21 protein-coding genes are annotated in these 25958 nt (G+C 39.9%); 17 read left to right on the top strand and 4 right to left on the bottom strand.

From position 1 onward, the window contains the following. Positions 1-177: 177 nt before the first annotated feature. Positions 178-642, bottom strand: a complete 465-nt coding sequence (locus tag R3E32_12070; protein MEZ4885458.1) for a nuclear transport factor 2 family protein — start codon at positions 640-642, stop codon at positions 178-180. Positions 643-742: 100 nt separating this feature from the next. Further along, on the bottom strand, positions 743-1603 hold the full coding sequence (locus R3E32_12065; protein ID MEZ4885457.1) for a helix-turn-helix domain-containing protein: 861 nt from the start codon (positions 1601-1603) through the stop codon (positions 743-745). Positions 1604-1926: 323 nt separating this feature from the next. Between R3E32_12065 and R3E32_12060 the strand changes: the two genes are divergently transcribed. Further along, positions 1927-3144, top strand: a complete 1218-nt coding sequence (locus R3E32_12060; GenBank protein MEZ4885456.1) for a transposase — start codon at positions 1927-1929, stop codon at positions 3142-3144. 98 nt (positions 3145-3242) lie between these two features. Here R3E32_12060 and rsmG read toward each other — a convergent pair whose 3' ends face one another. Further along, on the bottom strand, positions 3243-3872 hold the full coding sequence (rsmG, locus tag R3E32_12055) for a 16S rRNA (guanine(527)-N(7))-methyltransferase RsmG (protein ID MEZ4885455.1): 630 nt from the start codon (positions 3870-3872) through the stop codon (positions 3243-3245). Positions 3873-4163: 291 nt separating this feature from the next. Between rsmG and mraZ the strand changes: the two genes are divergently transcribed. The 15 genes from mraZ to R3E32_11980 all read left to right on the top strand — a co-directional run bounded on the left by mraZ (position 4164) and on the right by R3E32_11980 (position 23575). Continuing rightward, positions 4164-4646: a division/cell wall cluster transcriptional repressor MraZ gene (mraZ, locus tag R3E32_12050; GenBank protein MEZ4885454.1), complete on the top strand. Its 483-nt coding sequence runs from the start codon at positions 4164-4166 to the stop codon at positions 4644-4646. Between the two features lie 67 nt (positions 4647-4713). Continuing rightward, positions 4714-5625: a 16S rRNA (cytosine(1402)-N(4))-methyltransferase RsmH gene (gene rsmH / locus R3E32_12045; protein MEZ4885453.1), complete on the top strand. Its 912-nt coding sequence runs from the start codon at positions 4714-4716 to the stop codon at positions 5623-5625. Positions 5626-5652: 27 nt separating this feature from the next. Next, on the top strand, positions 5653-6000 hold the full coding sequence (locus tag R3E32_12040; GenBank protein ID MEZ4885452.1) for an FtsL-like putative cell division protein: 348 nt from the start codon (positions 5653-5655) through the stop codon (positions 5998-6000). Positions 6001-6131: 131 nt separating this feature from the next. Continuing rightward, positions 6132-8135: a penicillin-binding protein gene (locus R3E32_12035; protein ID MEZ4885451.1), complete on the top strand. Its 2004-nt coding sequence runs from the start codon at positions 6132-6134 to the stop codon at positions 8133-8135. Positions 8136-8866: 731 nt separating this feature from the next. Beyond that, positions 8867-9403, top strand: coding sequence for a GNAT family N-acetyltransferase (locus R3E32_12030; GenBank protein MEZ4885450.1), 537 nt, complete (start codon positions 8867-8869; stop codon positions 9401-9403). A gap of 123 nt (positions 9404-9526) precedes the next feature. Next, positions 9527-10993, top strand: a complete 1467-nt coding sequence (locus R3E32_12025) for a UDP-N-acetylmuramoyl-L-alanyl-D-glutamate--2,6-diaminopimelate ligase (GenBank protein MEZ4885449.1) — start codon at positions 9527-9529, stop codon at positions 10991-10993. Positions 10994-11100: 107 nt separating this feature from the next. Then, positions 11101-12354: a phospho-N-acetylmuramoyl-pentapeptide-transferase gene (gene mraY, locus R3E32_12020; protein ID MEZ4885448.1), complete on the top strand. Its 1254-nt coding sequence runs from the start codon at positions 11101-11103 to the stop codon at positions 12352-12354. 59 nt (positions 12355-12413) lie between these two features. Further along, positions 12414-13784: a UDP-N-acetylmuramoyl-L-alanine--D-glutamate ligase gene (murD, locus tag R3E32_12015; protein MEZ4885447.1), complete on the top strand. Its 1371-nt coding sequence runs from the start codon at positions 12414-12416 to the stop codon at positions 13782-13784. A 160-nt stretch (positions 13785-13944) separates the two neighbouring features. After that, complete coding sequence (locus R3E32_12010) at positions 13945-15096, top strand: FtsW/RodA/SpoVE family cell cycle protein (protein ID MEZ4885446.1); 1152 nt, start codon at positions 13945-13947, stop codon at positions 15094-15096. 24 nt (positions 15097-15120) lie between these two features. After that, the gene (gene murG, locus R3E32_12005; protein ID MEZ4885445.1) at positions 15121-16245 is read left to right on the top strand and encodes an undecaprenyldiphospho-muramoylpentapeptide beta-N-acetylglucosaminyltransferase; all 1125 of its coding nucleotides are present in this window, start codon (positions 15121-15123) and stop codon (positions 16243-16245) included. Between the two features lie 137 nt (positions 16246-16382). After that, positions 16383-17807, top strand: a complete 1425-nt coding sequence (gene murC, locus R3E32_12000; GenBank protein ID MEZ4885444.1) for a UDP-N-acetylmuramate--L-alanine ligase — start codon at positions 16383-16385, stop codon at positions 17805-17807. A gap of 62 nt (positions 17808-17869) precedes the next feature. Continuing rightward, positions 17870-18661, top strand: a complete 792-nt coding sequence (locus R3E32_11995) for a hypothetical protein (protein ID MEZ4885443.1) — start codon at positions 17870-17872, stop codon at positions 18659-18661. Positions 18662-18673: 12 nt separating this feature from the next. After that, entirely contained in the window at positions 18674-20050 is a 1377-nt protein-coding gene (gene ftsA / locus R3E32_11990) for a cell division protein FtsA (protein ID MEZ4885442.1), read from the top strand. A 305-nt stretch (positions 20051-20355) separates the two neighbouring features. Next, entirely contained in the window at positions 20356-21831 is a 1476-nt protein-coding gene (gene ftsZ, locus R3E32_11985; GenBank protein MEZ4885441.1) for a cell division protein FtsZ, read from the top strand. Between the two features lie 1150 nt (positions 21832-22981). Beyond that, positions 22982-23575: a 2OG-Fe(II) oxygenase gene (locus R3E32_11980; protein ID MEZ4885440.1), complete on the top strand. Its 594-nt coding sequence runs from the start codon at positions 22982-22984 to the stop codon at positions 23573-23575. Positions 23576-23725: 150 nt separating this feature from the next. Here R3E32_11980 and R3E32_11975 read toward each other — a convergent pair whose 3' ends face one another. Continuing rightward, complete coding sequence (locus R3E32_11975; protein ID MEZ4885439.1) at positions 23726-24799, bottom strand: site-specific DNA-methyltransferase; 1074 nt, start codon at positions 24797-24799, stop codon at positions 23726-23728. A gap of 139 nt (positions 24800-24938) precedes the next feature. Here R3E32_11975 and R3E32_11970 point away from each other — a divergent pair, with 139 nt between their 5' ends. After that, positions 24939-25934: an aspartate-semialdehyde dehydrogenase gene (locus R3E32_11970; GenBank protein MEZ4885438.1), complete on the top strand. Its 996-nt coding sequence runs from the start codon at positions 24939-24941 to the stop codon at positions 25932-25934. Positions 25935-25958 lie beyond the last annotated feature (24 nt).

The following is a 25958-nucleotide window of genomic DNA, read 5'->3' as shown; positions in this document are numbered from 1 at the left end:
AGGTATTACTATTATCCAAGTTGAAAAAAATCGGGTGAGCCAAATTGACAAGAAATCAGAAGATAATCCTTGCGTTCTAATCGTCATAATTGCAGACAAGAATAATCCCATGAATAAAGTCATCAGGAATACAAAGACTATCATCTGATATTTTTTAGAAATTTTTCTCATGGATAATTAATGTTTTACGTCAACTCCTTGTCCTTTCCACTGCTCCATGAGTTTAAAAAATCCACTATCTACATCTAAGTTTCGGGACTTAAACTTCCATCCATTGTCAGTTTTAACAACTAAACTTTTGTTATATCTTCCAGATGCAATGACAGCAGGGATTTCGGCAACTTCCAAAACTATTAGATCATGTGTAACGTGGACTTCTGTTTCTGAAACAGGTTCGATTATTAGATTCGTGACTTGGTGACGCTTTCCGTTAGCCATTCCCCCATCTCCAACATGGTGTGTCTCAAAGTTCCTTAGCTCTTGCCATGTTTTCATACTTCCGAAAGGCCCGCTCTCGTAGCCTCCGAATTCTTCGGGGGATACCCAACAGTTCATGAATCCATCTACATCAGCATTGTCGGTGGTGATTGCATATCGAGCAGCTAAATTTTGAATCTCGAAATAATCTTTTTGTGAAATCATCCTTTTTATTTTTTAAGTAATTAACACCACAAATTTACTATAGTCTATTGTACGTTTACAGGTCAGATTTTCTTAAAAAATTGTCCAGATTACGGATATCTTAATTTCTGTAGCTTTTTGGAGTAAGCCCAGTATGTCGCTTAAAAAATTTATTAAAAGCACTGGAATCATTAAAGTTTAAATGAAAGGCGATTTCTTCAATGGTAAGAGTTGTTTCATTAAGCATTACTTTTGCTTCTAACAGGAGATATTCACCTAAAATTTGAGAAGCTGTTTTGTTTAGTTCTGACTTTATTGTTTCGGACAGATGCTTTTTAGAAAGTCCAATTTGTTGGCTATAAAAGTCCAAGTTACGTTCATTGATGACATATTTGCTGGCCAATTTGATGAAATCATTGGTAATCTGTTTTGAACGACTCGTTTTATAGGATTGCTCTTGATTAACCGTTAATTCGGCGGTAGAATAGAGCATTATGGCTAAATAATGTGCAAGTTGTTGATTTTGAAACTTGCTAAAAGTTGCATATAGTTTACCAAATTGTTCAAATTGGGTTTTGAGTTTTTTTTGTTGTGTCTGAGTGAGACTAACGACAATTCCTTTGTTGAAAAAATCAAAGTCTTGCTCGAATACCTGATTACCTACAGCGTTCAGAATCGCTTCTTTTTCAAATAATATGGTATAGGTTTCATAATCTTCACTTCTATGAAACCATTGCTTTATATCGTTATTCTTCACAAAAATTAGTGATCCTTTGACTATCTTGAATTCTTGAAGATTTACCTGAAAGGTAGCATGTCCTCGAATACACAAAGCAAAGGCATAATAAGAACTGCGGTAGGGTGTAAAAGGTGTTACCCAACTTTCTTTATTCTCCTTAGATTGATGTGTGTATAATAATTTATGACTGACTAAATCATTATTTGATAATTCTTGCAGGCTTATGAGTTTAATTGGATTCATTTTTCCACTTTTTACTGCTAATGTCCGTGCAGGTGCATTTTGTTTTATACACTATTATATATTCTGTGTACGCCCCGAATGGTAAATATAGCGAAAGAATGGATTGTTGCCCATAGAGTCGTTTTATTATGTGAAGTATAGTATATTGAATTGCTACTGAAAAAGCAAGGAAGGTCACTGGAAATTATCAATAACACATGCGGAGATAAGGAAGATTTGATGCAGGATTTGGTCAGTATCATCACCTCTTTTGTTGCTCGCCTCTATGGTCAAAGAAGAAGCAAAAGAAAAACAGAGTTAATCATAAAGGAACTACAAAGAGATTGAATTTAGCAGAAAGACATATTGTAAAATCAAATGACAAGCTGTTCAAATCGTTTGATAGAGAGGCATTTTTATCAAAGAATCTGCACAATACGACTACTTATGAGCTTCGCCAAGCCTTTTTTGATAAAGACAAAAAAATGCCTTCCTATAAGGATTTAGCAGGTCTTTTTGCAGCATCAAACAACCCAGATTTTAGAGCTTTGCCCGCTAAGGTAAGTCAGTGGACAATGAAAAGGGTCTTTCAGTCCTTTAAGGATTTCTTTGCAGCAAGTAAAGAATACAAGAAAAATCCTAATAGGTTTACGGGCAAACCCAAACTTCCCAACTACAAGCATAAGACCAAAGGCAGAGCTTTGCTGACTTACACCATACAAGCTATCTCAAAAACCAAATTGAGACAAGGAATCATTAAGTTGTCAGGCTGTGATATTGAGTTCAAAACCAAATGTATTCCCAGTTCCATCAAACAGGTTCGCATTGTTCCAGAATATGGACACTATGCAATTGAGGTGATTTACGAAAAACAGGAAAAACCCAAGAAAAAGCTACATCCCCAAAAAATAGCCTCCATTGATATAGGCTTGAATAACTTAGGTGCGCTAACATTTAGCCACCAACAAGCACCGATATTGATTAATGGCAGACCATTGAAGTCCATCAATCAATATTTCAACAAGAAGAAAGCCAAACTCATGTCCTTTATTGGAGGCAAAGGCACTTCCAGAAAAATCAAGAAATTAACCTTAAAGCGCAATAACAAGGCAAAAGATTATCTTCACAAAGCCAGTAGATATATTGTGAATCAATTAGTTTCCAAAGGAACAACGCTTCTTGTGATTGGCAAGAACGATAGTTGGAAACAAGACATAAATATCGGCAAGAAGAATAATCAAAGCTTTGTTTCCATACCTCATGCGATTTTTATCAAGATGCTCTCCTATAAGTGTTCATTGGAGGGGATAAACATTAAATTGCAGGAAGAATCTTACACTTCAAAATGCAGTTTTTTAGATTTAGAGTCCATCAAAAAGCACTTGATTTACAAAGGCAGGAGGATTGAAAGGGGGATGTTTAAATCCAAGAAATACGGCACTATAAATGCTGATATTAATGGAAGTTTAAATATTATGCGAAAAGCAGTTCCAAAGCTATTTAGCAATGGAATAGAGGACGTTGTAGTTCGTCCATATAGCAAAGTGAAAACTTTTCTATAAAATCAATAACTATTAGAACCAGAAATAGTTTTGCTTAGAGTGGGGAAACTATTTCTTCAAAAAATCATATTTACATTAAAAAAAAATCTATTTTTAAATCAAACAGATATATGCAACACATATTTTTCTGCAAAATACTCCATATCGTAAAAATCCTTGATTCCAAAAACTTTTACTCTGCGTTTAATAGTTGCAATTTCTTCTTCCAGATTTCCTCCCTTCAATACAATCAAACCATTCTTTAGACTATTGTAGTGGTCTTTCGTTACCAATTTCTTCGTCCAATCCAGCAATTCGGGTAATTTGGTTACGCCTCGGCTGACCACAAAATCATAAGACTTACCATGCACTTGCTGCACCCGTTTGTGTTCTGCCTTCACATTGCTCAGACCAAGCTCCTCCACCAAAGTTTCTACAACCTTGATTTTCTTTTGTATAGAATCAATCAGGTGAAAACGAGATTGAGGAAATAAAATCGCCAAAGGAATACCAGGAAAACCTCCACCCGTTCCAATATCCAATATGTGCGTGAAAGACTGAAACTGAATTACCTTGGCAATACTCAAAGAATGAAGAATATGATTTTCATATAGATTATCAATATCTTTTCGAGAAATGAGGTTGATTTTCTCATTCCATTCTCGGTAAAACTCACCTAAGTAATCAAACCGTTCTATCTGCAAAGTGGATAATTGTGGAAAATGTTGTCTAATAATTTGAGGATTCATTCGAAAAAATGGATTGGTTGCAATAAATTAAAAATAGAATCAATGGTTGTTTTTTATTATTTCAATAACATTAGTAAGAAGTAAAGGGTTTTAGAACTTAAAAAAACTATAATAATTAGTTTTTTTGCTAAGAATTATAGTGTTTTTTCTAATATTTGTATCTGCAAATATTAGAGGTGGAAATATGTGATTCAAAGAAGAACTTTTTAGGGTAAAAAGTGGTATTAAGTGGAGAAAAGTGGAGATTTTGATTTATCTTTGTCATAGCACCTAAATAAACGTGTCATACCTATGTCTGGTTTTCTCGGCGAAGCCGAATGTAAAATAGATACAAAAGGTAGGTTATTGATGCCTGCAAAATTTCTGAAGCAAATGCCACAGGAAAATGGGGAAAGTCTAATCATTAATCGAGGAATCGAAAAATGTTTGACCCTTTACACCATTTCAGAGTGGAATGAAGTGTCAGAAACCATCAGACAACTTAACCCTTTCGACCCTAAAGTTAGACTTTTTCGTCGACTTCATTTTAGTGGAGTAGATGAATTAAAAATTGATAGCAACAACCGCATCTTATTGCCAAAACGTTTGCTGACGTATGCAGGTATTTCCAAAGACCTTGTGATGGTAGGATCCTTCAATCAAATCGAAATTTGGGATATGGACACCTACTACAAAATGTTGGACGATGTTGATCCTGAGGAGTATGCAGAATTGGCGAGAGAAGTGATGAGTGAAGGAACTATTAATGGCGGCGGAGTACCGAGTAGGGTGTAGCAAATAAGTAGCAGTGTAGTTCTACTTCAATTTAGCCATACAACAATGTGACAATATAACTATAAAAATGAGTGTTTACCACGAAACGGTATTATTGACAGAAGCAGTAGATGGATTGGCGGTAAAACCCGATGGCATCTATGTAGATGTGACTTTTGGAAGCGGTGGACATTCAAAAGCAATTGTAGAAAAACTGGAAAAAGGCAAAGGCAAACTTTTTGCTTTTGACCAAGACCAAGATGCAAAAACAAATCTATTTGAGGATGAGCGAATTGTGTTCATTCCTCAAAATTTCAAATACTTGAAGCAATATTTACGCCTCAACGGTGTGCGAAAAGTAGATGGCATTTTGGGTGATTTAGGCGTTTCTTGGCACCAATTTGATACCGAAGATAGAGGTTTTTCTTTTAGATTTGGTGACAGCGAATTGGATATGCGAATGGATGCAAACACCGAAATCACTGCTCAAACGGTACTAAATACGTATCAGAAACAAGCATTGATTGACACCTTCAAATTATACGGTGAACTACCCAATGCGTTTCACTTAGCAGAAGCAATCGTATCAGCTAGACAATTGAGCAAGATCAAAACAGTATCTCAACTGCTCACATTAGCAGGGCCTTGTGTGCGTGGGAAAAGAAATAAATTTTTTGCCCAATTGTTTCAAGCACTGCGAATCGAAGTAAACGGAGAAATGGATGCCTTGAAGAGCCTTTTGGAGCAAAGCAAAGAAGTATTGAAAAATGAGGGACGGTTGGTAGTCATTGCTTACCATTCTCTCGAGGATAGGTTGGTGAAAAACTACATCAAGTGCGGCAATTTTGAAGGTATTGAAGAAAAAGACATTTATGGACACAGCGAAAAACCATTCAAAGCAATCAATAGAAAAGTAATTATTCCAAGCCCTAAAGAAATTAAAGAAAACCCTAAATCAAGAAGTGCTAAAATGAGAATTGCACAAAGAGTAGTCATTTGATTATCAACTCTTAAACGCAATAAAGCCATGGCAAAAAAAGTAGATAATATCGTATTTCGTTTCTTAAAAAAGATACTTACGCTTGTAGGAAAAACGGACTTCAATGATCGTATTTTCCTCGTGTCCAATCTTAGGTACGTCTTATTCGTATCTGCTATAGCCCTCTTTTATATTGCAAATACGCATTATGCCGAGCGCAATTTGCGTCAAATCAACACCCTTCAAAAAGAACTTCGAGAATTAGAATCACAATACATGACTTCCAAATCGGAGTTGATGTACAAAAGCAAACTAACTGAAGTGGCGAAGTTGGTCAGGCCTTATGGACTGCAAGAACTAACCAAGCCGCCACAGAAAATAGTGATTGGCGATTAGTAATAAAAACAACACATTAACACCTCAAAACACCAATACAAAAAATATTGAGCATAAAAAGAGACATATTGTGGCGTATCAATCTAGTGTTTTTGATTTTATCACTGGTTGGCTTTGTAATACTGATGCAAGTGTTTCGCATACAAGTGTTTGAAGGTGAGCAATGGAGAGAAATGGGACGCAATTCTACTCGGATTGACACCATTGAAGGGCGAAGAGGCAATATTTATTCAGAAGATGGGCGATTGATAGCCACTTCACTACCTTTCTACGAGATTAGAATGGATGTGAACACTACGGGCTTGACCGACAGTATTTTCAACAACAATATTGACTCCCTGTCTAAAAACTTGGCTAATTACTTTCAGGATAGATCCTATGATGAATACCGTCAAGGATTGATGGATGCAAGGGCATCGGGAGAGCGTTATTTTTTGATTCAGCGAAAGGTGAATTACAACGATTTGAAGGAATTGAAAACTTGGCCTATCTTCAATTTGGGACAATACAATGGTGGTTTGATTTTCCACCAACAAAATCGAAGGGTCAATCCTTTTAGTCTTTTGGCAAGGCGAACCGTTGGATATGCACGAGACAATTCTCAATCCGTTGGTTTAGAAGGGAGTTTTGATGAATATTTGAGAGGCACACAAGTGCCACAATCTATGCACCGAGTTTCGGGTGGTACCTGGGTTCCGATTCACGATGATTTCGAATTGGAGGCACAAAACGGCAAAGACATCTTTACCACATTGGATGTAAACCTGCAAGATGTGGTAGAAAGTGTGTTGCTCAAAAACATGAAACACCATTGGGCAGACCATGGTAGTGCTATTGTAATGGAGGTCAAAACGGGTAAGATTAAAGCAATTGCCAATTTGGGAATGGGAACAGACAGCACCTATTGGGAAAAATACAATTATGCAATCGGTGAGAAAACCGACCCAGGCTCCACCTTCAAAGCAGTGAGTTTGACGGCTTTGTTGGACGATGGAATGGTGACAGATACCACGATTGTCGACATCGAAGGAGGACACAAAGACTACCATGAGGAAGTCATGAAAGACGACCTTTGGTATCCCTACAATGAAATTACGGTTGCCAAAGCCATCGAAATTTCCTCCAATGTAGGTGTTTCCAAACTGGTGGTCGAACATTATGGAGCCGATCCACAGAAGTTCATTGACAAATTGAAAAGTATGTTGCTCGATCAGCCAACTGGTATTGAGATCATCGGCGAACCCCGTCCAACTATCAAAACGCCTGATGCAGAAGATTGGAGTGGAATCACACTTCCTTGGATGTCGGTGGGTTATGAATTGGACATTACCCCATTGCAGTTGTTGACCTTCTTCAATGCAATTGCAAATGATGGACGAATGATGCGACCTTATTTAGTGAGTGGAGTGAAGGAACTCAATTCGAGTGTTGAAGATTTTGAGCCGCATTTTGTGAAGCAAATTTGCAAAAAGGAAACGGCGCAAACGGTAAAGCGAATTTTGCAGGGAGTAATAGAAAATGGAACAGCGAAGAAAATCGCTTCCGAAAATTTCACCATTGCAGGGAAAACAGGTACGGCAAATATTGCGAAAGACCGCAAGCGCAAAAAGGAATACCAAGCGAGTTTTGCAGGTTTTTTTCCTGCCGAAAATCCGATTTACTCTTGCATTGTGGTCATCAACAAACCTTCAATGGGTGATTATTACGGAGGTTCGGTAGCAGGGCCTATCTTCAAGGAGATTGCAGAGAAGTGCTACTCAACTAGCACCAAAACGCATCAACCTTTGGTGAACACTGACAACCGAATTGCGGGCAGTTTGCCTGTTTCCAAAAGAGGGTATCAAGCGGATATGGAATTGGTGTACAACAATTTGGGTATTTCTCATGCTCCGAATCCGAACACCGATTGGGTGGCCGCTAAAACGAAAGATCGTTCTATTGAACTGCAAACTATAGAGATGCGGGAAAATTTGATTCCGAATGTGTATGGAATGGGCTTGCGGGATGCGATGTATGTGTTGGAGAATCGGGGAATGAAGGTGCGTTTTTCGGGTAAAGGGAAGGTTGTGGGTCAGAGTCCGAGGTATGGACAGCGGTATTATAAGGGAACGGTGGTGAATTTGGAGTTGAGGTGAGATGAGTGAGAGCTTTATACCTAAAACGAAGAAATGGTTCTGTAAATTATTATTAGGAATTTTAGTTCCATTAATAGCTATCGCACTATCAGCCCCATTTAAATATAAACTAATCAATGTTCTGAAAGGATGGTTGTTTACAGTATTATTTTGTTTTATATTCTCTTTATTTTTAGCAACTATTGAAATATTGTTTCGTAAATATGAATCGAATAAGTTATCAAGAGTTAAAGAAGAATTTGGTAGTCATATAGTAACAAAAGATTCTATAATATTTGAGATTAAAAGTATTAGAATATTGTGTCAGTTAGTCCGAACATCAAATAAAAGGAATATAAGTTATTTAGAGTTTTATATTTCAAAAACAGGATTAAGGAAAAGAGACATAAGAAGGTTAGGCTTCGTTAAAACATTGAATCCTAAACATAAAAATTACTATTATTTTCATAAAAGTCATGGAATCCTAATTAAGAAGCTGAAAAGAGAGTTAAATCATAAAGTAAGTCAAATCATTAAAAGTTCTTTGGAATAGTGCAAGATTGTTTTTTTAGAAAAAATGCTCAAAAATGAAAGGTTAATCCTCTCCAAAAAAAGGAAACGAAAGCTCTATCAATTTCCTTGTTAGGCAATGGAATCAACTGTTTTTATCTTGATATTAATGATTGTGGCTTAAGGTTTAGCCATCATTTCGAGGACATCCTCGAAATGATACAAAAAAATATGCAAACCCAATGATACGCTTCAGAGAATTATCAGAAAATGAAATCCATAAAATAAGAGAAATTGACAGAGAAGAAGAAATTTTTGAATTTTATGAATACGACAAAGGTTCTTTGAAATTGGAGTCAAGAAGAATAACAGTCCTGCAATTTGACCCTTTGGAATTGGGTAAAATGATTCAAAATCAAATAAGACTAAAAAGCAAAGGAGGAAAAATTACAGGTGCTTTTGATAAGGAGCAATTGATTGGAGTGGCATCAGTCGAACGAAAAAAAAGAGGTAGTCAATTGAACTACTGCAAGATGTACATTCTCTATGTGAGCAAAGATTACAGAGGAATGAGAATAGGGCAAAAACTGCTTGAAGAAAGTAAGAAAACGGGGAAAGAGTTTGGAGCTGACAAACTATATATTTCGGCAACTCCGACCAAAAACACGATTGATTTTTATTTGAGCAATGGAGCGATTTTGACAACAGAATTAGACAAGGAATTATACGACCTTGAACCAGAAGACATTCATTTGGAGTTGGATGTTGAAAAACAATAATAAATGCAACCTTATAGCAAAATTCAATAGTCATGCCGTTGAGCGAAATGGTTTCTATTGGAAGCAATGCAAAGGAAATCAAAAAAGCTCCTAAAAAAACGAATACAACGATATTAAAAAAGAATGAAACTCAGTGACATACTGTATAAAGTCAGCCTACAGCAAGTTGCAGGTTCGACCGACAAAAACATAAACGTCCTTCAATTGGACTCCCGAAAAGTAGTTGCAGGTGATTTGTTTGCAGCATTGAAAGGGACTAAAGTAGATGGGCATCAGTTCATTGACACAGCGGTTAAGAAAGGCGCAACAGCCATTTTGTGTGAGGAGTTGCCAGCCGAATTGCAAGAAGGAATCACCTATTTGCAAGTGCCAAATGCGGCGGCAGCATTGAGTATTTGTGCAGAAAATTTTTACGGCAATCCTTCTTCCAAATTGAAGTTGGTCGGGGTGACAGGTACCAACGGCAAGACAAGTACGGTAACGCTTTTGTTTCGATTATTTAGAGGATTGAAATTCAATGTAGGACTGCTTTCTACGATTCAATACCAAATCAACAACGAAATCATTCCTGCACCCCTGACAACCCCTGACTCCATCACCATCAGCCGATTGTTGGCAAAAATGGTGGACGAAGGTTGTGAGTTTTGCTTTATGGAAGTGAGTTCACACAGCGTGAGTCAGCACCGAGTCGACTCTTTAGAATTTGCAGGAGGTGTGTTTTCGAATATGTCTCGAGACCATTTGGACTATCACGGTGACTTCAAATCCTATATTGAAGCCAAAAAAGGCTTTTTTGATATGTTACCGAAATCAGCCTTCGCACTGGTCAATGTGGACGACAAACGTGGTCGCATTATGCTGCAAAACACCAAAGCACACCAATATACTTACGCATTGAAGTCTATGGCAGATTTTAAGGCAAAGGTTTTAGAAAACAGCTTTACAGGCTTGATGCTCAACATGGATGGAGAGGAAGTTCACAGTTTATTAATTGGAGAATTCAGTGCCTACAATTTGTTGGCAGTTTATAGCACAGCCGTTTTGTTGGGCGAGGAAAAGATTGAAGTGTTGACCGAATTGAGCAAATTGCGAACGGCAGAAGGTCGATTTGACCCAATGACCAATAGCAGCAAAACGGTGGTCGGCATTGTGGACTACGCTCATACGCCCGATGCTTTAGAAAAGGTTTTGGAAACCATCAATGTGATTCGGACCCAAAATGAAACCTTGATTACGGTGGTCGGTTGTGCGGGAGATCGAGATAAAGGCAAACGCCCGATGATGGCGGCGATTGCGTGTAAATACAGTGATAAAATCATTTTGACTTCGGACAATCCGAGAACGGAAGACCCCGATGCCATTTTAGAAGATATGAAGCAGGGCGTTAGCCCAAGTGCGATGAATAAAACCTTGTTTATCACCAACCGAAAGGAGGCGATTCGGACAGCGTGTATGTTGGCGAAAAAAGGAGATATTATTTTATTGGCGGGAAAAGGACACGAACCCTATCAAGAAATTCATGGGGTGAAGCATCCTTTTAGCGATAAGGAGGAATTGCAGAAGGGATTAGAAGAATGGTTGGATAGTTAAATTGTTATATGGCTATATTGTTATATTGCTCGATGGTTGAATTGTAGCAATATGTCAATACATCACCTCAACAGTACAGCAATTCAACAATTAAAACAATACATCAAATGCTCTATTACTTATTTGAATGGCTCAATCAGTGGGATGTACCGGGTGCAGGACTTTTTCAATTTATCAGTTTTCGAGCAGCGGTTGCAATCATGCTTTCACTTTTGCTCTGTTTGGTATTTGGTGAAAAATGGATAGCACGTTTGCAGCGAATGCAAGTCAAAGAAACCGTTCGAGACTTGGGTTTGGCAGGTGAGAAAGCAAAGCATGGAACGCCTACAATGGGAGGAGTTATCATTATTGGAGCAGTATTGATTCCGACTTTGTTGGTCGCCAAATTCAACAATGTGTATATTTGGTTGATGCTTTTGGCAACGGTTTGGATGGGAGCAATTGGCTTTACAGATGATTATATCAAGGTCTTCAAAAAAGACAAAAAAGGATTGCGAGGTAGGTTTAAAATCCTGGGGCAAGTCGGTTTTGGCTTGATTATCGGTTTGACCATGTATTTAAGCAATGATGTGTATGTGCAGAAAGACATCACCAACAGCCAACAAGAAACCTACTATGGTGAGTTGGAGCGTTTTCAGACAGAAGACGGCAAAACGATGGTGAAATTCAAAGCACCTATTACGGATATGCCATTTTTGAAAACCTATTACTTCAACTATGGAAGCGTGTTGTCATGGTTGGGAAAAAACTACGAATGGTGGGCGTGGATTATTTACATTCCTGCAATCATTTTCATCGTCACCGCCGTTTCTAATGCGGCAAATTTGACTGACGGAATTGACGGATTGGCAGCAGGATTGTCTGCAATTGCAGGGGTTTGTCTCGGATTGTTCGCCTATTTTTCGGGCAATACTATCGTATCAGAATACTTGAATATCATGTACTTGCCCAATACTTCGGAGTTGGTCGTTTTTTCGGCGGCTTTTGTGGGAGCGTGTATTGGCTTTTTGTGGTTCAACACTTATCCCGCACAAGTTTTTATGGGCGACACAGGAAGTTTGACCTTGGGAGGCATCATTGCAGCCTTGGCGATTGCAGTGAGAAAGGAGTTGTTGATACCGATTTTGTGTGGCATCTTTTTGCTCGAAAACCTATCGGTTGTGCTGCAAGTAGCAGTTTTTAAATATCGAAAGAAAAAACATGGACTGCAATACGCCCAAGAAAATAGATTGTTTTTGATGTCACCTTTGCACCATCACTACCAAAAAAAAGGGATTCCCGAGGCGAAAATCGTGACCCGATTTTGGATTGTGGGAATCATGTTGGCAGTCATGACTTTTATTACATTGAAGGTTAGGTAGTGACTGGTTAAATGAAAAAAAACCAAATCACTAATCACTAATCACTAATCAACTACAAGGTGAAAAAACTGGTTATTCTTGGTGGGGGCGAAAGCGGAGTTGGAGCTGCAATTCTTGGCAAGCAGCAAGGTTTCCATGTATTTGTATCGGATAGTGGGGCAATCAAAGACCATTACAAAAAAGAACTGGAAGACAACGAAATAGAGTACGAAGAAAAAAATCATAATCGAGAGCACATTTTTAAAACTGATTTGGTAATTAAAAGTCCAGGCATACCCGATAAAGTGGCTTTGGTGAAGGAGTTGAGGGAAGTGAATATACCCATTATCTCGGAAATAGAATTTGCATCGAGATATACAGACGCTTTCATCATAGCCATTACGGGCAGCAACGGAAAGACAACAACGACAACGATGACCTACGAAATATTGAAGGAAGCTGACTTCAATGTCGGAGTGGGGGGAAACATCGGCGATAGTTTTGCGAAACAAGTGGCGGTTGGAGAAAAGCGTGATTATTATGTATTGGAAGTAAGCAGTTTTCAGCTAGATGATATTGTGGATTTTAAGCCAGATATTGCGGTTATTACCAACATTACGCCCGATCATTTAGACCGATACGATTATGATTTTGGTAAATATGCGGATGCTAAGTTTCGGATAAGCATGAATCAGGACGAAAAAAAACACCTGATTGTTGGAGCAGATGATAAAACGAGTAGAGAATGGTTGACTGCAAATGGTGTGAACGCCAAGGTACATTCTTTTACTGCAAAAACGCCTGAGAACGAGCAAGGTGCTTACACCAAAAATGGGTGGATGTACTTCAATGAAACGGCAATTATGCCAACGGAGGAGCTGAGTTTGAGGGGCGAACACAATTTGTTGAATGCAATGTCGGCAGGTTTTGCAGCGTATTTGGCAGGTGTGAAAGTAGCGGTGATTAGAAAAACCTTGAGTCAAGTCGCTGCAATTGAACACCGAATGGAGTTTGTGGCAAATATCAAAGGTATTGAGTTTATCAACGACTCAAAAGCAACCAATGTGGATTCTGTTTGGTACGCCTTGGATGCGATGACCAAGCCAATTGTGTGGGTTGTAGGAGGACAAGACAAAGGAAATGATTACAGTTCTTTAATAGATTTGGTGAAAGAAAAAGTGAAAGCGATTGTGTGTTTGGGGGCTGATAACCGAAAAATACGTGAAGTGTTTGGGGGGATGATTCCCGTTTTTGAAGAAACAGACACGGCTGCAATAGCGGTAAACACTGCCTTCAATTTGGCAACGGATGGGGATGTAGTTTTGCTTTCGCCTGCATGTACGAGCTTCGATTTGTTCGACAATTATGCACAAAGAGGCAGGTTTTTTAAGGAGGCGGTCACTGAATTAGCGAAAACTTTGTCAACAGTCGAAGACTTTGACAACAGTTGAAGCGGGTAATGGATGGAAACAAGAATTTGAGATATTAGATTACAACATAATCGTGTCATTCCATAGGAATCTTGTTGAAAGGAATCAAAACCTGGAGAATGAGCAACGAAATGCTTACAGCATGACATATAAAAGATAAAATCAATAAAGTAAAAATACTTTGCAAGGAATATTCAACAAATTACAAGGAGACCGAACAATCTGGTTCATAGTGATGATGTTATCCATCTTTTCGCTATTGGCAGTATATAGTTCTACGGGAACGCTTGCTTTTCGGCAGCAAGGAGGCGATACAGAATATTATCTGTTTCGGCACTTCTTTTTGTTGGCAGGAGGTGTGTTGCTGATGTATTTGGCACACTTGATAAACTTCAACTACTATTCACGAATAGCGCAGTTGATGTTGTACATTTCGATTCCTTTGCTATTGATAACCTTAGCCTTTGGAACAGACATTCACGATGCAAGGCGTTGGCTGACAGTACCGATTATAGATATTTCGTTTCAAACATCGGATTTGGCAAAGTTGGCACTCATCATGTACGTTGCAAGGATTTTGTCGAGAAAGCAGCACATTATTGACGATTTTGATCAAGGCTTTTTGCCTGTCATCATTCCCGTATTGCTGGTGTGCGTGTTGATTATGCCTGCGGATTTATCGTCGGCTTTGTTGTTGTTTTTCACCTGTTTGATTGTGATGTTCATTGGGCGGGTGCGATTGAAGCACATGGGACTGGCGATTTGGATGGGAATTACCGTCTTTATGCTGGTGATAGCGATTTCCTCTTTTACTTCTTATGAAGGTCGTTTGGGAACGTGGAAAAATCGGATTGCCAACTTTATGGATGATTCAGAGGGCGAATCCTATCAAGTCGTACAGTCCAAAATTGCGATTGCGAATGGCGGTTTGGTGCGATTGGCTCCTGGCAAAAGCGTACAGCGAAATTTTTTACCACATCCTTATTCTGATTTTATCTATGCGATTATCATTGAGGAATATGGATTATTGGGCGGTTTGATGGTGATGGTTTTGTATTTGTGGCTGTTGCAGCGAGCGATTCGGATTTTTGTGAAAAGTCCTGGAGCATTTGGGGCATTGTTGGCGGTTGGATTGGCGATTAGTTTGGTGATCCAAGCCATGATGAATATGGCGGTGACGGTTAATTTGTTGCCTGTGACGGGATTGACTTTGCCGTTGGTGAGCATGGGGGGAACATCGCTTTTGTTTACCTCTGTTTCCATTGGTATCATATTGAGTGTCAGTCGTTATATTGAACAGCAAGCGGAAGATGTGTCATTGGTAAGTGCTTAGGTTGGTAATTGTATTTGAAATAAAATGAATAAAAAAATAATCATTAGCGGTGGCGGTACAGGAGGGCATGTTTTCCCTGCAATTGCTATCGCCAATGCCTTGAAAAAAATAGATGATTCCATTGACCTCTTATTTGTAGGTGCTGAAGGACGGATTGAAATGGAAAAAGTTCCGAAGGCGGGTTACAAAATTGAAGGTTTGTGGATCAGTGGTTTTGAGAGACGATTGACCTTCAATAATTTGAGCTTTCCCTTCAAACTTGTTTCGAGTTTGTGGAAATCTCGGAAGATTCTCAAACGGTTTCGGCCACAAGTGGTAGTAGGCGTAGGTGGTTATGCAAGTGGACCTTTGCTGAAAATGGCAACGATGATGGGGATTCCTGCTTTGATTCAGGAGCAAAATTCTTTCCCTGGTATCACGAACCGCCTTCTGGCAAAACAAGTGAAAAAGGTTTGTGTGGCCTATGATGGTTTGGAAAGGTTCTTTGACAAAAATACAATTGTGATGACAGGCAATCCTGTTCGTAAAGACATCATCGAATTGCGTTCGGATATGCATACAGTTGCTGAAATTGAAGCAAAAAAGAAGGCTGCAATAGCACATTTTGACTTGAATCCCGACAAAAAAGTGTTGTTTGTGACGGCAGGAAGTGGTGGTGCAAGGGGTGTGAGAGATGGAATTGCAGCGCACTTGCAGGATTTAGTGGAGAAAGACGTGCAGTTGATTTGGCAGGCAGGCAAATATTATGAGGAAGATACCGCAGTCATGGCTTCACCTTTCAAAGACATGGTGAAAGTAATGGCATTTGTGGATAGAATGGATTTGGCTTTTATCGCAGCAGATGCGATTGTGGCAAGGGCTGGAGCCACTACGATTGCGGAATTGTGCATTGTCGGTAAGCCCGTGGTTTTGATGCCTTCGCCTTATGTGACCGAAGATCACCAAACGGCTAATGCAAAGGCTTTGGTGGAGAAAGGGGCGGCTTTGATGGTGAGGGATAAGGATGCGGCAGAGGAATTAGGTAAGGCAATGGATGCGGTTTTGTTTGATAAACTGCAAAGAGCGAGTTTGAGCGAAAATCTGCAAAAATTGGCGGTTACGGATGCGGCGGAGAGAATAGCAAAGGAGGTTTTGAAGTTGTGTTTGTAGAGACATTTTAATAAAACTTCTGTGCTTTATTTAGTTGTGTTTGGGTTGATAACCTAACAGACTTTACAAGAAGTTATAAACATAAAAGACTTCATTAGGGGGCAAATACTTGTAGAAGATAGAACTATAAAAAATAGATGCTAAATATCAACGACATATCATCTGCCTATTTTATAGGTATTGGCGGCATTGGAATGAGTGCTTTGGCTCGCTACTTTCACCGCAGAGGGGTGGAGGTATCTGGTTATGACAAGACGAGTACACCTTTGACTGATCAATTGCAATTAGAAGGTATGATGATTCGTTTTGAAGAGGATGTTGAGTTGATTCCGAAAGATGTAGATGTGGTAGTTTATACACCTGCAATCCCAAAGGATCATAAAGAGTTGATTTTTTATCAAAAGAGTGACATTCCTGTTTTGAAGCGGTCGGAAATATTGGCTTTGGTAACGAAGGATACGTTTACGATTGCAGTTGCGGGGTCGCATGGTAAGACAACGGTGACGAGTATGATTGCTCATATTTTGGAGCAGGCAGGTTATGGTTGTACGGCTTTTGTGGGAGGAATCATGGTGAACTATGATTCCAATTACCTATCAGGGCGGACGGATGTGATTGTGGTGGAGGCAGATGAATATGATCGTTCGTTTTTAAGATTGCACCCGAATGTAGCAGTAATTACGGCAGTAGATACAGATCATTTGGACATTTATGGTACGAAGGAAGGAGTAGAGGAAGCGTTTAGTTTGTTTGTCGGGCAACTGAAGGAAAATGGTTTGCTGGTGGCAAAAGAGAGTATTTCGATTTTGTCACATTTAGAGGTGAATGGACGGATTGCGACCTATGACCTTGAATCGAAAACGGCTGATTTTCATACCCGACAAATGAGTATTTTGGGTGGGTCATATATTTTTGAATTGGAGTCACCTGAAAAAAGATATGCACAACTGGCCTTGAATATTGGCGGTTTGCACAATGTAGAAAATTCGATTGCTGCAATTGCAGTGGCAGAAAATTTGGGTATTGAAGCACAAGCGATTGCAGAGGCTTTGGCTACCTTCAAAGGAATTAAAAGACGGTTTGAATACATCATTCAACCAAAACCGAAACGTGTAGCGATTTCTTTGGCTGGAGAATTAGAGGTAGCGGAAGAAGAGGAAAAGGGTGTGGTGATGATTGATGATTATGCACATCATCCAGAGGAATTGAGAGCTTTGCTGAGTTCGGTAAGGGACTTGTACCCTGATAAAAAAATTACAGCGATTTTTCAGCCGCATTTGTTCAGTCGGACGAAAGATTTAGCAGTTGGTTTTGGAAGGAGTTTGAGTTTGGCGGATGAAGTGATTTTGTTGGATATTTATCCTGCAAGGGAGAAACCGATGGAGGGAGTTACTTCAAAGTTGATTTTTGATGAGGTGACAATTGAAGAAAAAGTGATGTGCGCTAAGTCGGAATTGCTAGGATTGATTGAAGGAAGGAAGTTTGAGGTGTTGCTGACGGTGGGTGCTGGTGATATTAGTGATTTGGTAGAGCCGATTAAGGAGGCGTTGGAGTGTTTGTAGAAACGTTTTACTAAAACGTTTCTACGTTGGACAATAATTATTTTTAATTTTCATTTTTGCAAATGCGTAAATGGTTTAAGACATATAATCACGTTCTTTTTGCCTTGGCTTGGTTCATGGTGGGGATTTTGTTTATGGTGGCGATTGGGGCTTCGAGTAGCAAGCAGGAGAATACCATGTGTTCGGGTGTGGAGGTGATGATTGATCACGAAACTGGGAATCAGTTTGTGGATGAGGAAGATGTGAAGCAATTGATGGCGGTACAATTACCGAACAAGGATTTTGATTTGCCGATTAAGTTCATTCCATTGCAGGAATTGGAGGATACATTGGAGCGGAATCCTTATATCGAAAATGCGGAGTTGTATATTGACATTAATGGCAAATTGTGGGCAGAGGTTTGGCAGAAATACCCATTGGTTCGGGTGATTAACAGCGAGAATCAAGCATATTATATCAGTCGGGAAGGGGAGAAAATGCCGATTTCTCTGGATTTTACGGCACGGGTGCCTGTGGCTTCAGGAAGTATTTTTGATAATGGCAGAATAGATGGAATGATTCAAGCTCCGATTACACAAAGTTTGTATTTGCTATCGCAATACATTGACCAACATGATTTTTGGAAATCGCAGGTGGAACAGATTTATGTGGAGGACAATGGAGATATTCTCATTATTCCAAAGGTGGGAGACCATGAGATTGTTTTTGGACGATTGGAAAGTTTACAAGATATTGAAAGGAAGTTTGACTTGTTGATGGCATTTTACAAAGATGGCTTGGCAAGTGTGGGGTGGGATACCTATAAAGAGATTAACCTTAAGTATAAGAATCAGATTGTTTGCACGAAAAAATAAATTTAACCAACTATGGGAAACACGAACACAATAGTTGCGGCACTGGACATTGGTACTACCAAAATTTGCGCAATTGTAGCCCGTCTTACGGACTATGGTAGGATCGAAGTTTTAGGTGTTGGCAAAGCGGCCTCCGAAGGCGTACGGAGAGGCGTTATTTCTAATATTGACAAAACTGTTAGTGCCATACAAGAAGCTGTGGAAGAGGCTAAACGCCGATCGGGAATTGATTTTACCAATGTTTATGTGGGGATTGCTGGACAGCACATTAAAAGTCAAAAACACAGAGGCTATTTGATGCGTAACCACGATGAGCAAGAGATTGATATGCACGATATCGAGCGTTTGGTGACGGATATGCACAAATTGCGGTTGAATCCTGGTGAACAGATTATTCACGTTTTGCCGCAGGAGTTTACAATTGACGGACAAGCAAACATCAAAGATCCTATTGGGATGTCGGGTGTACGATTGGAAGCTGATTTTCACGTGATTACTGGTCAAACGGCTGCTATCAACAACATCAATCGGTGTGTGGAGAAGGCTGGATTGCGAGTGGCTGGTTTGATTTTGGAGCCTTTGGCTTCGGCTTCGGCTGTGTTGAATGAAGAAGAATTGGAGGCGGGTGTTGCTCTGGTAGATATTGGCGGTGGCACTACGGATATTGCGATTTTTCAAGAAGGTATTATCCGACATACAGCCGTTATTCCTTTGGGTGGAAACATCGTGACAGAGGACATCAAAGAGGGCTGCATGGTAATGGAAGACCAAGCTGAAAAATTGAAGGTAAAATTTGGCTGTGCTTTGGTGTCGGAGTCGCAGGAGAATGCGGTGGTGTCGATTCCTGGTATTCGGGGTCGCTCAACGAAAGAGATTTCTGTTCGCAATCTTTCGCACATTATTCAGGCCCGAATGGAGGAGATTTTGGAGCATGTGTATTTTGAGATTCGTCGGTCTGGTTTTGAGAATAAATTGATTGGCGGTATTGTGGCGACTGGTGGCGGTGCGAGGTTGAAGTTTTTGGACTTTTTGACCCAGTTTGTCAGTGGCATGGATGCGCGTGTGGGTTTGCCGAGCGAACATTTGGTGAATCCCAATTACCGAGATTTGAACGACCCGATGTATGCTACGGCGGTGGGTTTGATTATCATGGCAATGGAAGATGCAGAACCCGTGGGTGCTGTGGATGTGGTGCAAGAGCCTGTGGTGGAAGAGGAAGATGTGACAGAAGTGGTATCAACACAAACTCCAATGGAACGTCCAAAAGATGATTTTCAGGATATTTACCACGAGGAATCCAATGCTTCTAAATCTTCTGGCTCTTGGTGGGACAATTTGGTTCGCAAGAGCAAAGAATGGTTGGAAGGAGATATGAATGATTATGATTAATGGCTTTATTGCTAAATGGTTGAATTGTTAAATGGTTAGATGGCTTTATTGATTTGTGACTTTATCAATAACGCTTTGAACAAGAATAGTTTACAAAAAAAAATATGCGGATTTAGCAATGAGTACACCAAGTACAGAAAATTATTTTCCGTAGTTAATTCTTGTTCAAAGTCATACAACAATTCAACCATAGAACCATAGAACCATAGAACCATAGAACCATAGAACCATACAACCATATAGCAATTCCACTCAAAATTATTTAAACCTAAAAAAATAAATTGTAAACGAAAAAATAATAAACTATGTCTATACAATTTGATTTACCAAAAGAAGAAAACTCCATCATCAAGGTAATCGGTGTAGGTGGAGGCGGAAGCAATGCTGTGACGCACATGTTCAAGCAAGGTATTGTAGGTGTGAACTTTATGATCTGCAATACGGATGAACAAGCATTGGAGCAGAACCAAATTCCCAACAAAATTCAACTGGGACCTGGTCTTACCGAAGGTCGTGGCGCAGGTTCGCAACCCGAAGTAGGACGCAATGCAACTTTGGAGTCTATGGACGATATCAAACAGGCATTGGGTAAGGATACGAAAATGATTTTTATTACCGCTGGTATGGGCGGTGGTACGGGTACTGGAGGTGCGCCTGTGGTAGCTCGTGCGGCTCGCGAGTTGGGCATTTTGACCGTGGGTATTGTGACGACTCCTTTCTTTTTTGAAGGAGGTAAACGTATCCGTCAGGCAGACAAAGGAATTGAAGAATTGAAGGAGAATGTGGATGCTTTGATTGTGATTTCTAATGACAAGATGCGGGAGCTTTACGGCAATTTGTCTCTTTCTGAGGCTTTTGCGAAAGCGGACGATGTCTTGGCAACGGCTGCAAGGGGTATTGCAGAAATTATCACCGTTCCTGGTTATGTGAACGTGGATTTTGAAGATGTTAGCACGGTGATGCGTAATAGCGGTGTGGCGATTATGGGTTCTGGAATGGCGGTTGGTGATGACCGTGCATTGAAGGCAGTGAAGCAGGCTTTGGCTTCTCCATTGTTGAGCGAAAACGATATTCGTGGTGCACAGCATATTTTGTTGAACATTACTTCTGGTACAAAAGAGGTATTGATGGACGAAGTAAGCGAGATCACGAGCTATATTCAAGAGGCTGCGGGCTATACGTCAGAGGTTATCTGGGGTAATTGCTCGGATGAATCTTTGGAGGATCGCATCAGCGTGACGGTAATCGCTACGGGTTTTGAAACAAAGGAGGCCCGCAAGGCTAGCAAACCTGAGCGTGTGGTGATTAGCTTGGATGACGAACAACCTGTGACTCCAAAAACAGTGGTTTCGAGAGAGCCTGTATTGAAGGAGCCGCAAAGGGAAGAGCCTGAGGAGGATTTTAGCTTCAATCCGCAACGCTACAAACGTATTGCGCCTAAGCAGGAAATGACTCCAATGGAGGAGGATGAAAAAACGGGTAATCCGCATTTTGATTCAAAGCGGTTTGGAAAGACGTATAGCACGGAGGAGGAACGAATGAAGGTATTTATGGAGCGTAGAAAACGTTTGCGTGGTTTGAGTATGAAATTGCAGTCACCTTCCAATGCCAATTTGAAGGAGTTGGAGAATGAGCCAGCTTACAAACGCCGCAATGTGCAGTTGGAGGATACGCCTCATTCTTCGGAGTCGAATATTTCTAAGTACTCATTGACGGAGGACGAAAAGGATAAATTGGAGTTTAAGAAACGCAATCCTTTTTTGCATGACAATGTGGATTAAGTAAGGGGTTGTGGTATTAAGATACTGGATATTGGGAAATTATTTTAAAAATACCTCAATATCCAGTATCAAATATCCAAAACAAAACATAGTTTATTCGTTTATAATGAGTTGGAGGAAAACTGCTATGTTGGAAGGAATAATTTTGATTCCTTGACAACTTTTGTGAATTCTCATTTCATAGATTTTGTTATTAGACGTGGAAATAATTTTTTTTTGTGAACAATCTGCCGTCTGCTACTTATGTGGTAGGCGGTTTTTTTATAATGAAATAAAAGGAAACGAAAATAAGATCTGACATTACATCTGGACTAACAGTCTCGCATCAGCATACCTTACCGATTAACTACCAATATCCTATGTCATCGTGGATTTACAAAACTCTGGGAGTCGTTGTGGTGCAACCTCTCCTCTTTTAAGCTTTCCTCCTAATTTGTATTTCCCACAAATTGCATTTATGATTTGAATGTAAATTCCATTCCCCCCAAAAAATAAACCCCCAACAACCGAAGCCATCGAAGGTTTGTTTTTGAGAAGCACTTTAAATATTGGACTTTGGACGAAAGATGCAGGAAGCAAGATAAGGACAGTAGGCAAATCGGGAAGTTATTTTATTGGCAATCCTAACCTGACGTAGTCAGTACTAATAGGAAAAGTGGATTAGATTTTACTCTAAGCAGAGTTTATGTTTTTTGAATATTCTTTTGCCCTCGATTGATTCGGGATTTCACATTCGCTCAACTTGACGTAAAAGAACTAAAAAGTCAAACCTGAAACCCCATAAATCCCCCAAAAGGGGACGTTCTTGCTTAACGCTCCAAAAGTACAAGTAGGACATCCCAACAAGTCGGGGGAATAAGGGCAATCGAAAGAACTACATTACTTCATATTTCAAATATTTGCAACACTTTTTTTAACAAGTCTTGCCAAAAAAACGCAACACTTGATAACTTGCTAACTAAAGGAAGTATAGCTAGTTTTATGTGAACTTGACAGTAAACATTTTTCGTAAGCAGGAGATATTTTCACCTGCTTACTTCTCTTTTACTTCAAAATTTCAAAGAGGTATTTTTATCTACGGTTTTAATTGGATTTAATGCGTAACTTGCCAAGTTGTCGGTTGTATGCCGCATGACTTTAATGGTACGAATTGAATACAACATTCGATTATTTGATCAACAGTTTCATAGAAAACAAAGTTGGCCTTGCCGAAAACTTCTTATCGGAAGCTTTGGCTGCTAACCTGAGAGCGAACCTTTTAGCTCTTCATTCAAGCGAACAAATGAAAGCGGCAGGCATTGGAAACAATGCCAAATTCACTGAGAATAAACTGGTGAGAAGTGATGTGATTTATTGGTTGGATCGCCAACACAATGATACTCACGAAAATAGCTTTTTTGACTTGATGGACGAATTTGTGACCTTTCTCAACCGCACTTGTTATGCGGGGATTACGGGCTACGAGTTTCACTATGCCCTGTACGAAAAAGGCAGTTTTTACAAGCGACATTTGGATCAGTTCAAGGACAACAACAGTCGGGCATTTTCGATGATTATGTACTTAAATGTGGACTGGAAAGAGGGTGATGGGGGTGAATTGTGCATTTACAATGGTGCGGATAACCAAAAAATTAGCCCTTTGAATAGCAAGTGTGTTTTCTTCAAAAGCAGTGAATTGGAACATGAAGTCTTGGTAAGCCATCAGCAGAGAATGAGCGTGACGGGTTGGTTGAAGTGTGGTTGAAATACTTACAAACCTTTCAAATAATGGTTCATAGAAGGTTTTAGTGGAAATCCATAAATTCGACTAAAATTCGTCTCCTAAACCTAGAAGGTGGTGGTTTTGGAGTAGGGTTTTTGAACAGGAACTGGTAGCTGTTCCTGTTCAAAAAACCTACTCCCCATATTCCGCTTCAAAACTCCCCCCTCCAATACTTTTAACTCCCTTCAGTTCTTCAAATCGAATCTTCACCTCCTGCCTCGTAATCACCCGAAAACCATAATTCACACTCTCATATTTAAACGCATTTGCGCCCTTCAATAATTGGCGTTGATGCACAAATTCGAGGTGTCGAGCGATGCGTTTTTGAAGAAAATCGATGGAAGCGGCAGGCAAATTGGCGTCGAGAATTTGTTCGGTGATAGTGTCCTCCAATTCTGGGTCAATTTCGTAGCCAATGCTGTTTCGTTTGGAGGCAATTGCGGCAAGTGTAGTCGTAGCTGTTCCCAAAAAGGGGTCTAAAACAGTGTCCCCTTTCACCGAAAACATATTGACCAAACGGTACGCCAACTCAAAAGGGTAAGCCGCACTTCTATCCCTCGATTTTTGGCTACTCAGTTTTTGTTTTACCCCCTTCAAATCCCAAATATCCGAAAACCAAACATTGCGCTCCTCCCAAAAATAAGCACTTTCGCTGCGGTTCAGTTTTTCGGCTGCGGTTTTGAAGTTTCGTTTGTTGCCCTTGCGGAGAATCAAAATGTATTCGTGTTCGAGGGTTACATAAGCTCCTGGCGGCAACATTCCCGAACCCATAAATTTGTTGGGTGCATTGGTTTGTTTTCGCCAAAGAATGGTGGGTAAATTGCTGAATCCAAGCAAAATGCAGTATTGAAGGATGCGGGCATGATTGGAGTAGAGCCGAAAATGTTTGTCAATCGTTCGAGTCGCATCACCAATATTGATACAAGCTATTCCACCAACTTTCAAAACCCGATACACTTCCGCCCAAACTTTGTCGAGAATTTGGTGCATGGCTTCAAAGCTTGCAGGTCCATCTCCTTGCTTCAATGCTTCTTTGACCGATGTTTCTTGTGCTGCAAAAATTTCGTCCCACATTTCAATCATGGGATAAGGTGGTGATGTCACCACCAAATCAACGCTTTCGGCTTCAATAGCCTGCATGTTGGCGGCATTTCCCCAGTGGATTTGATGGTGTGTGGTAGTCTTGTTTTCGTTTGAAGTGATCATGAAAGTTGGAGTATTAAAATGAAAATCAAAGTTAAAATGATATCGCTAAGTTTTGAAGTTTTTGCTTTACCTTTGTTGGCTTAATAATTGTGTGTAATATAACCTTTTTTAGCAATCAGTAAAATAAATCAATCACAATATGAAAGTTGCAGTTGTTGGCGCGACAGGCATGGTCGGAAAAGTCATGTTAGAGGTATTGCAGGAACGAAACTTACCCGTTTCTCAAATTTTTCCAGTTGCGTCTGAGAGTTCTGTTGGAAAAACCATCTTATTCAAAGGACAAAAAGAACAAATTGTGAGCATGGAGGTGGCTTTGTACAACAAGCCAGATATCGCTATTTTTTCGGCAGGCGCAGGGCCTTCTTTGAAGTGGGCACCACAATTTGAAGAAATGGGTACAACGGTGATAGACAATTCATCTGCTTGGCGGATGCACGAGACGGTTCCTTTGGTTGTTCCCGAAATCAATGCCGATATTTTGACCAAAAACGATAAAATTATTGCGAATCCCAATTGTTCGACCATTCAGATGGTGATGGCTTTGGCTCCTCTACACAAGCAATACAAGATGAAACGCTTGGTGATTTCTACTTATCAATCGGTGACGGGAACAGGTAAAGAGGCTGTTGCTCAACTTCGAAATGAGCGCAGTCGTTTGGAAGGTGATATGGTCTATCCTTACCACATTGACCTCAATTGTTTGCCGCATTGTGATGTGTTTTTGGACAACGACTATACCAAAGAGGAAATGAAATTGGTGCATGAAACCCGCAAAATTTTGAACGACTCAACGATTGGCGTGACAGCTACGGCTGTTCGTGTGCCGGTGATTGGCGGTCATTCAGAAACGGTAAATGTGGAATTTGAACATGAATACGAAATGGAAGAAGTTCGCCGATTGTTGACCGAAATGCCTGGCGTGGTTTTGATGGACAATGTTCAAAACAACATTTATCCGATGCCTTTCTATCAGCAAGGCAAAGATGAGGTATTTGTAGGCCGCCTTCGCCGTGATGAATCGCAACCAAAAACGCTCAATATGTGGATTGTTTCGGACAATTTGCGTAAAGGTGCGGCAACCAATGCGGTGCAAATTGCAGAATATTTGATAGCGAATGGTTTGGTGGAACTTTAATTGTATCAATTGTCTGCTCCGTTG

This window comes from Chitinophagales bacterium (genome assembly GCA_041392475.1).
GTDB lineage: Bacteria > Bacteroidota > Bacteroidia > Chitinophagales > UBA2359 > JAUHXA01.
The sequence above is the reverse complement of the archived record's forward strand: the minus strand, read 5'-3'. Positions and strand labels throughout refer to the sequence as shown.

Coding starts and splice junctions, on each gene's coding strand:
- mraZ (MEZ4885454.1), top strand. CDS start 4,164: ATGTCTGGTTTTCTCGGCGAAGCCGAATGTAAAATAGATACAAAAGGT.
- rsmH (MEZ4885453.1), top strand. CDS start 4,714: ATGAGTGTTTACCACGAAACGGTATTATTGACAGAAGCAGTAGATGGA.
- murC (MEZ4885444.1), top strand. CDS start 16,383: ATGCTAAATATCAACGACATATCATCTGCCTATTTTATAGGTATTGGC.
- murG (MEZ4885445.1), top strand. CDS start 15,121: ATGAATAAAAAAATAATCATTAGCGGTGGCGGTACAGGAGGGCATGTT.
- R3E32_11970 (MEZ4885438.1), top strand. CDS start 24,939: ATGAAAGTTGCAGTTGTTGGCGCGACAGGCATGGTCGGAAAAGTCATG.
- R3E32_12070 (MEZ4885458.1), bottom strand. CDS start 642: ATGATTTCACAAAAAGATTATTTCGAGATTCAAAATTTAGCTGCTCGA.
- mraY (MEZ4885448.1), top strand. CDS start 11,101: ATGCTCTATTACTTATTTGAATGGCTCAATCAGTGGGATGTACCGGGT.
- R3E32_11975 (MEZ4885439.1), bottom strand. CDS start 24,799: ATGATCACTTCAAACGAAAACAAGACTACCACACACCATCAAATCCAC.
- rsmG (MEZ4885455.1), bottom strand. CDS start 3,872: ATGAATCCTCAAATTATTAGACAACATTTTCCACAATTATCCACTTTG.
- R3E32_12025 (MEZ4885449.1), top strand. CDS start 9,527: ATGAAACTCAGTGACATACTGTATAAAGTCAGCCTACAGCAAGTTGCA.
- R3E32_12030 (MEZ4885450.1), top strand. CDS start 8,867: ATGATACGCTTCAGAGAATTATCAGAAAATGAAATCCATAAAATAAGA.
- R3E32_12040 (MEZ4885452.1), top strand. CDS start 5,653: ATGGCAAAAAAAGTAGATAATATCGTATTTCGTTTCTTAAAAAAGATA.
- ftsZ (MEZ4885441.1), top strand. CDS start 20,356: ATGTCTATACAATTTGATTTACCAAAAGAAGAAAACTCCATCATCAAG.
- R3E32_11995 (MEZ4885443.1), top strand. CDS start 17,870: ATGCGTAAATGGTTTAAGACATATAATCACGTTCTTTTTGCCTTGGCT.
- ftsA (MEZ4885442.1), top strand. CDS start 18,674: ATGGGAAACACGAACACAATAGTTGCGGCACTGGACATTGGTACTACC.
- R3E32_12065 (MEZ4885457.1), bottom strand. CDS start 1,603: ATGAATCCAATTAAACTCATAAGCCTGCAAGAATTATCAAATAATGAT.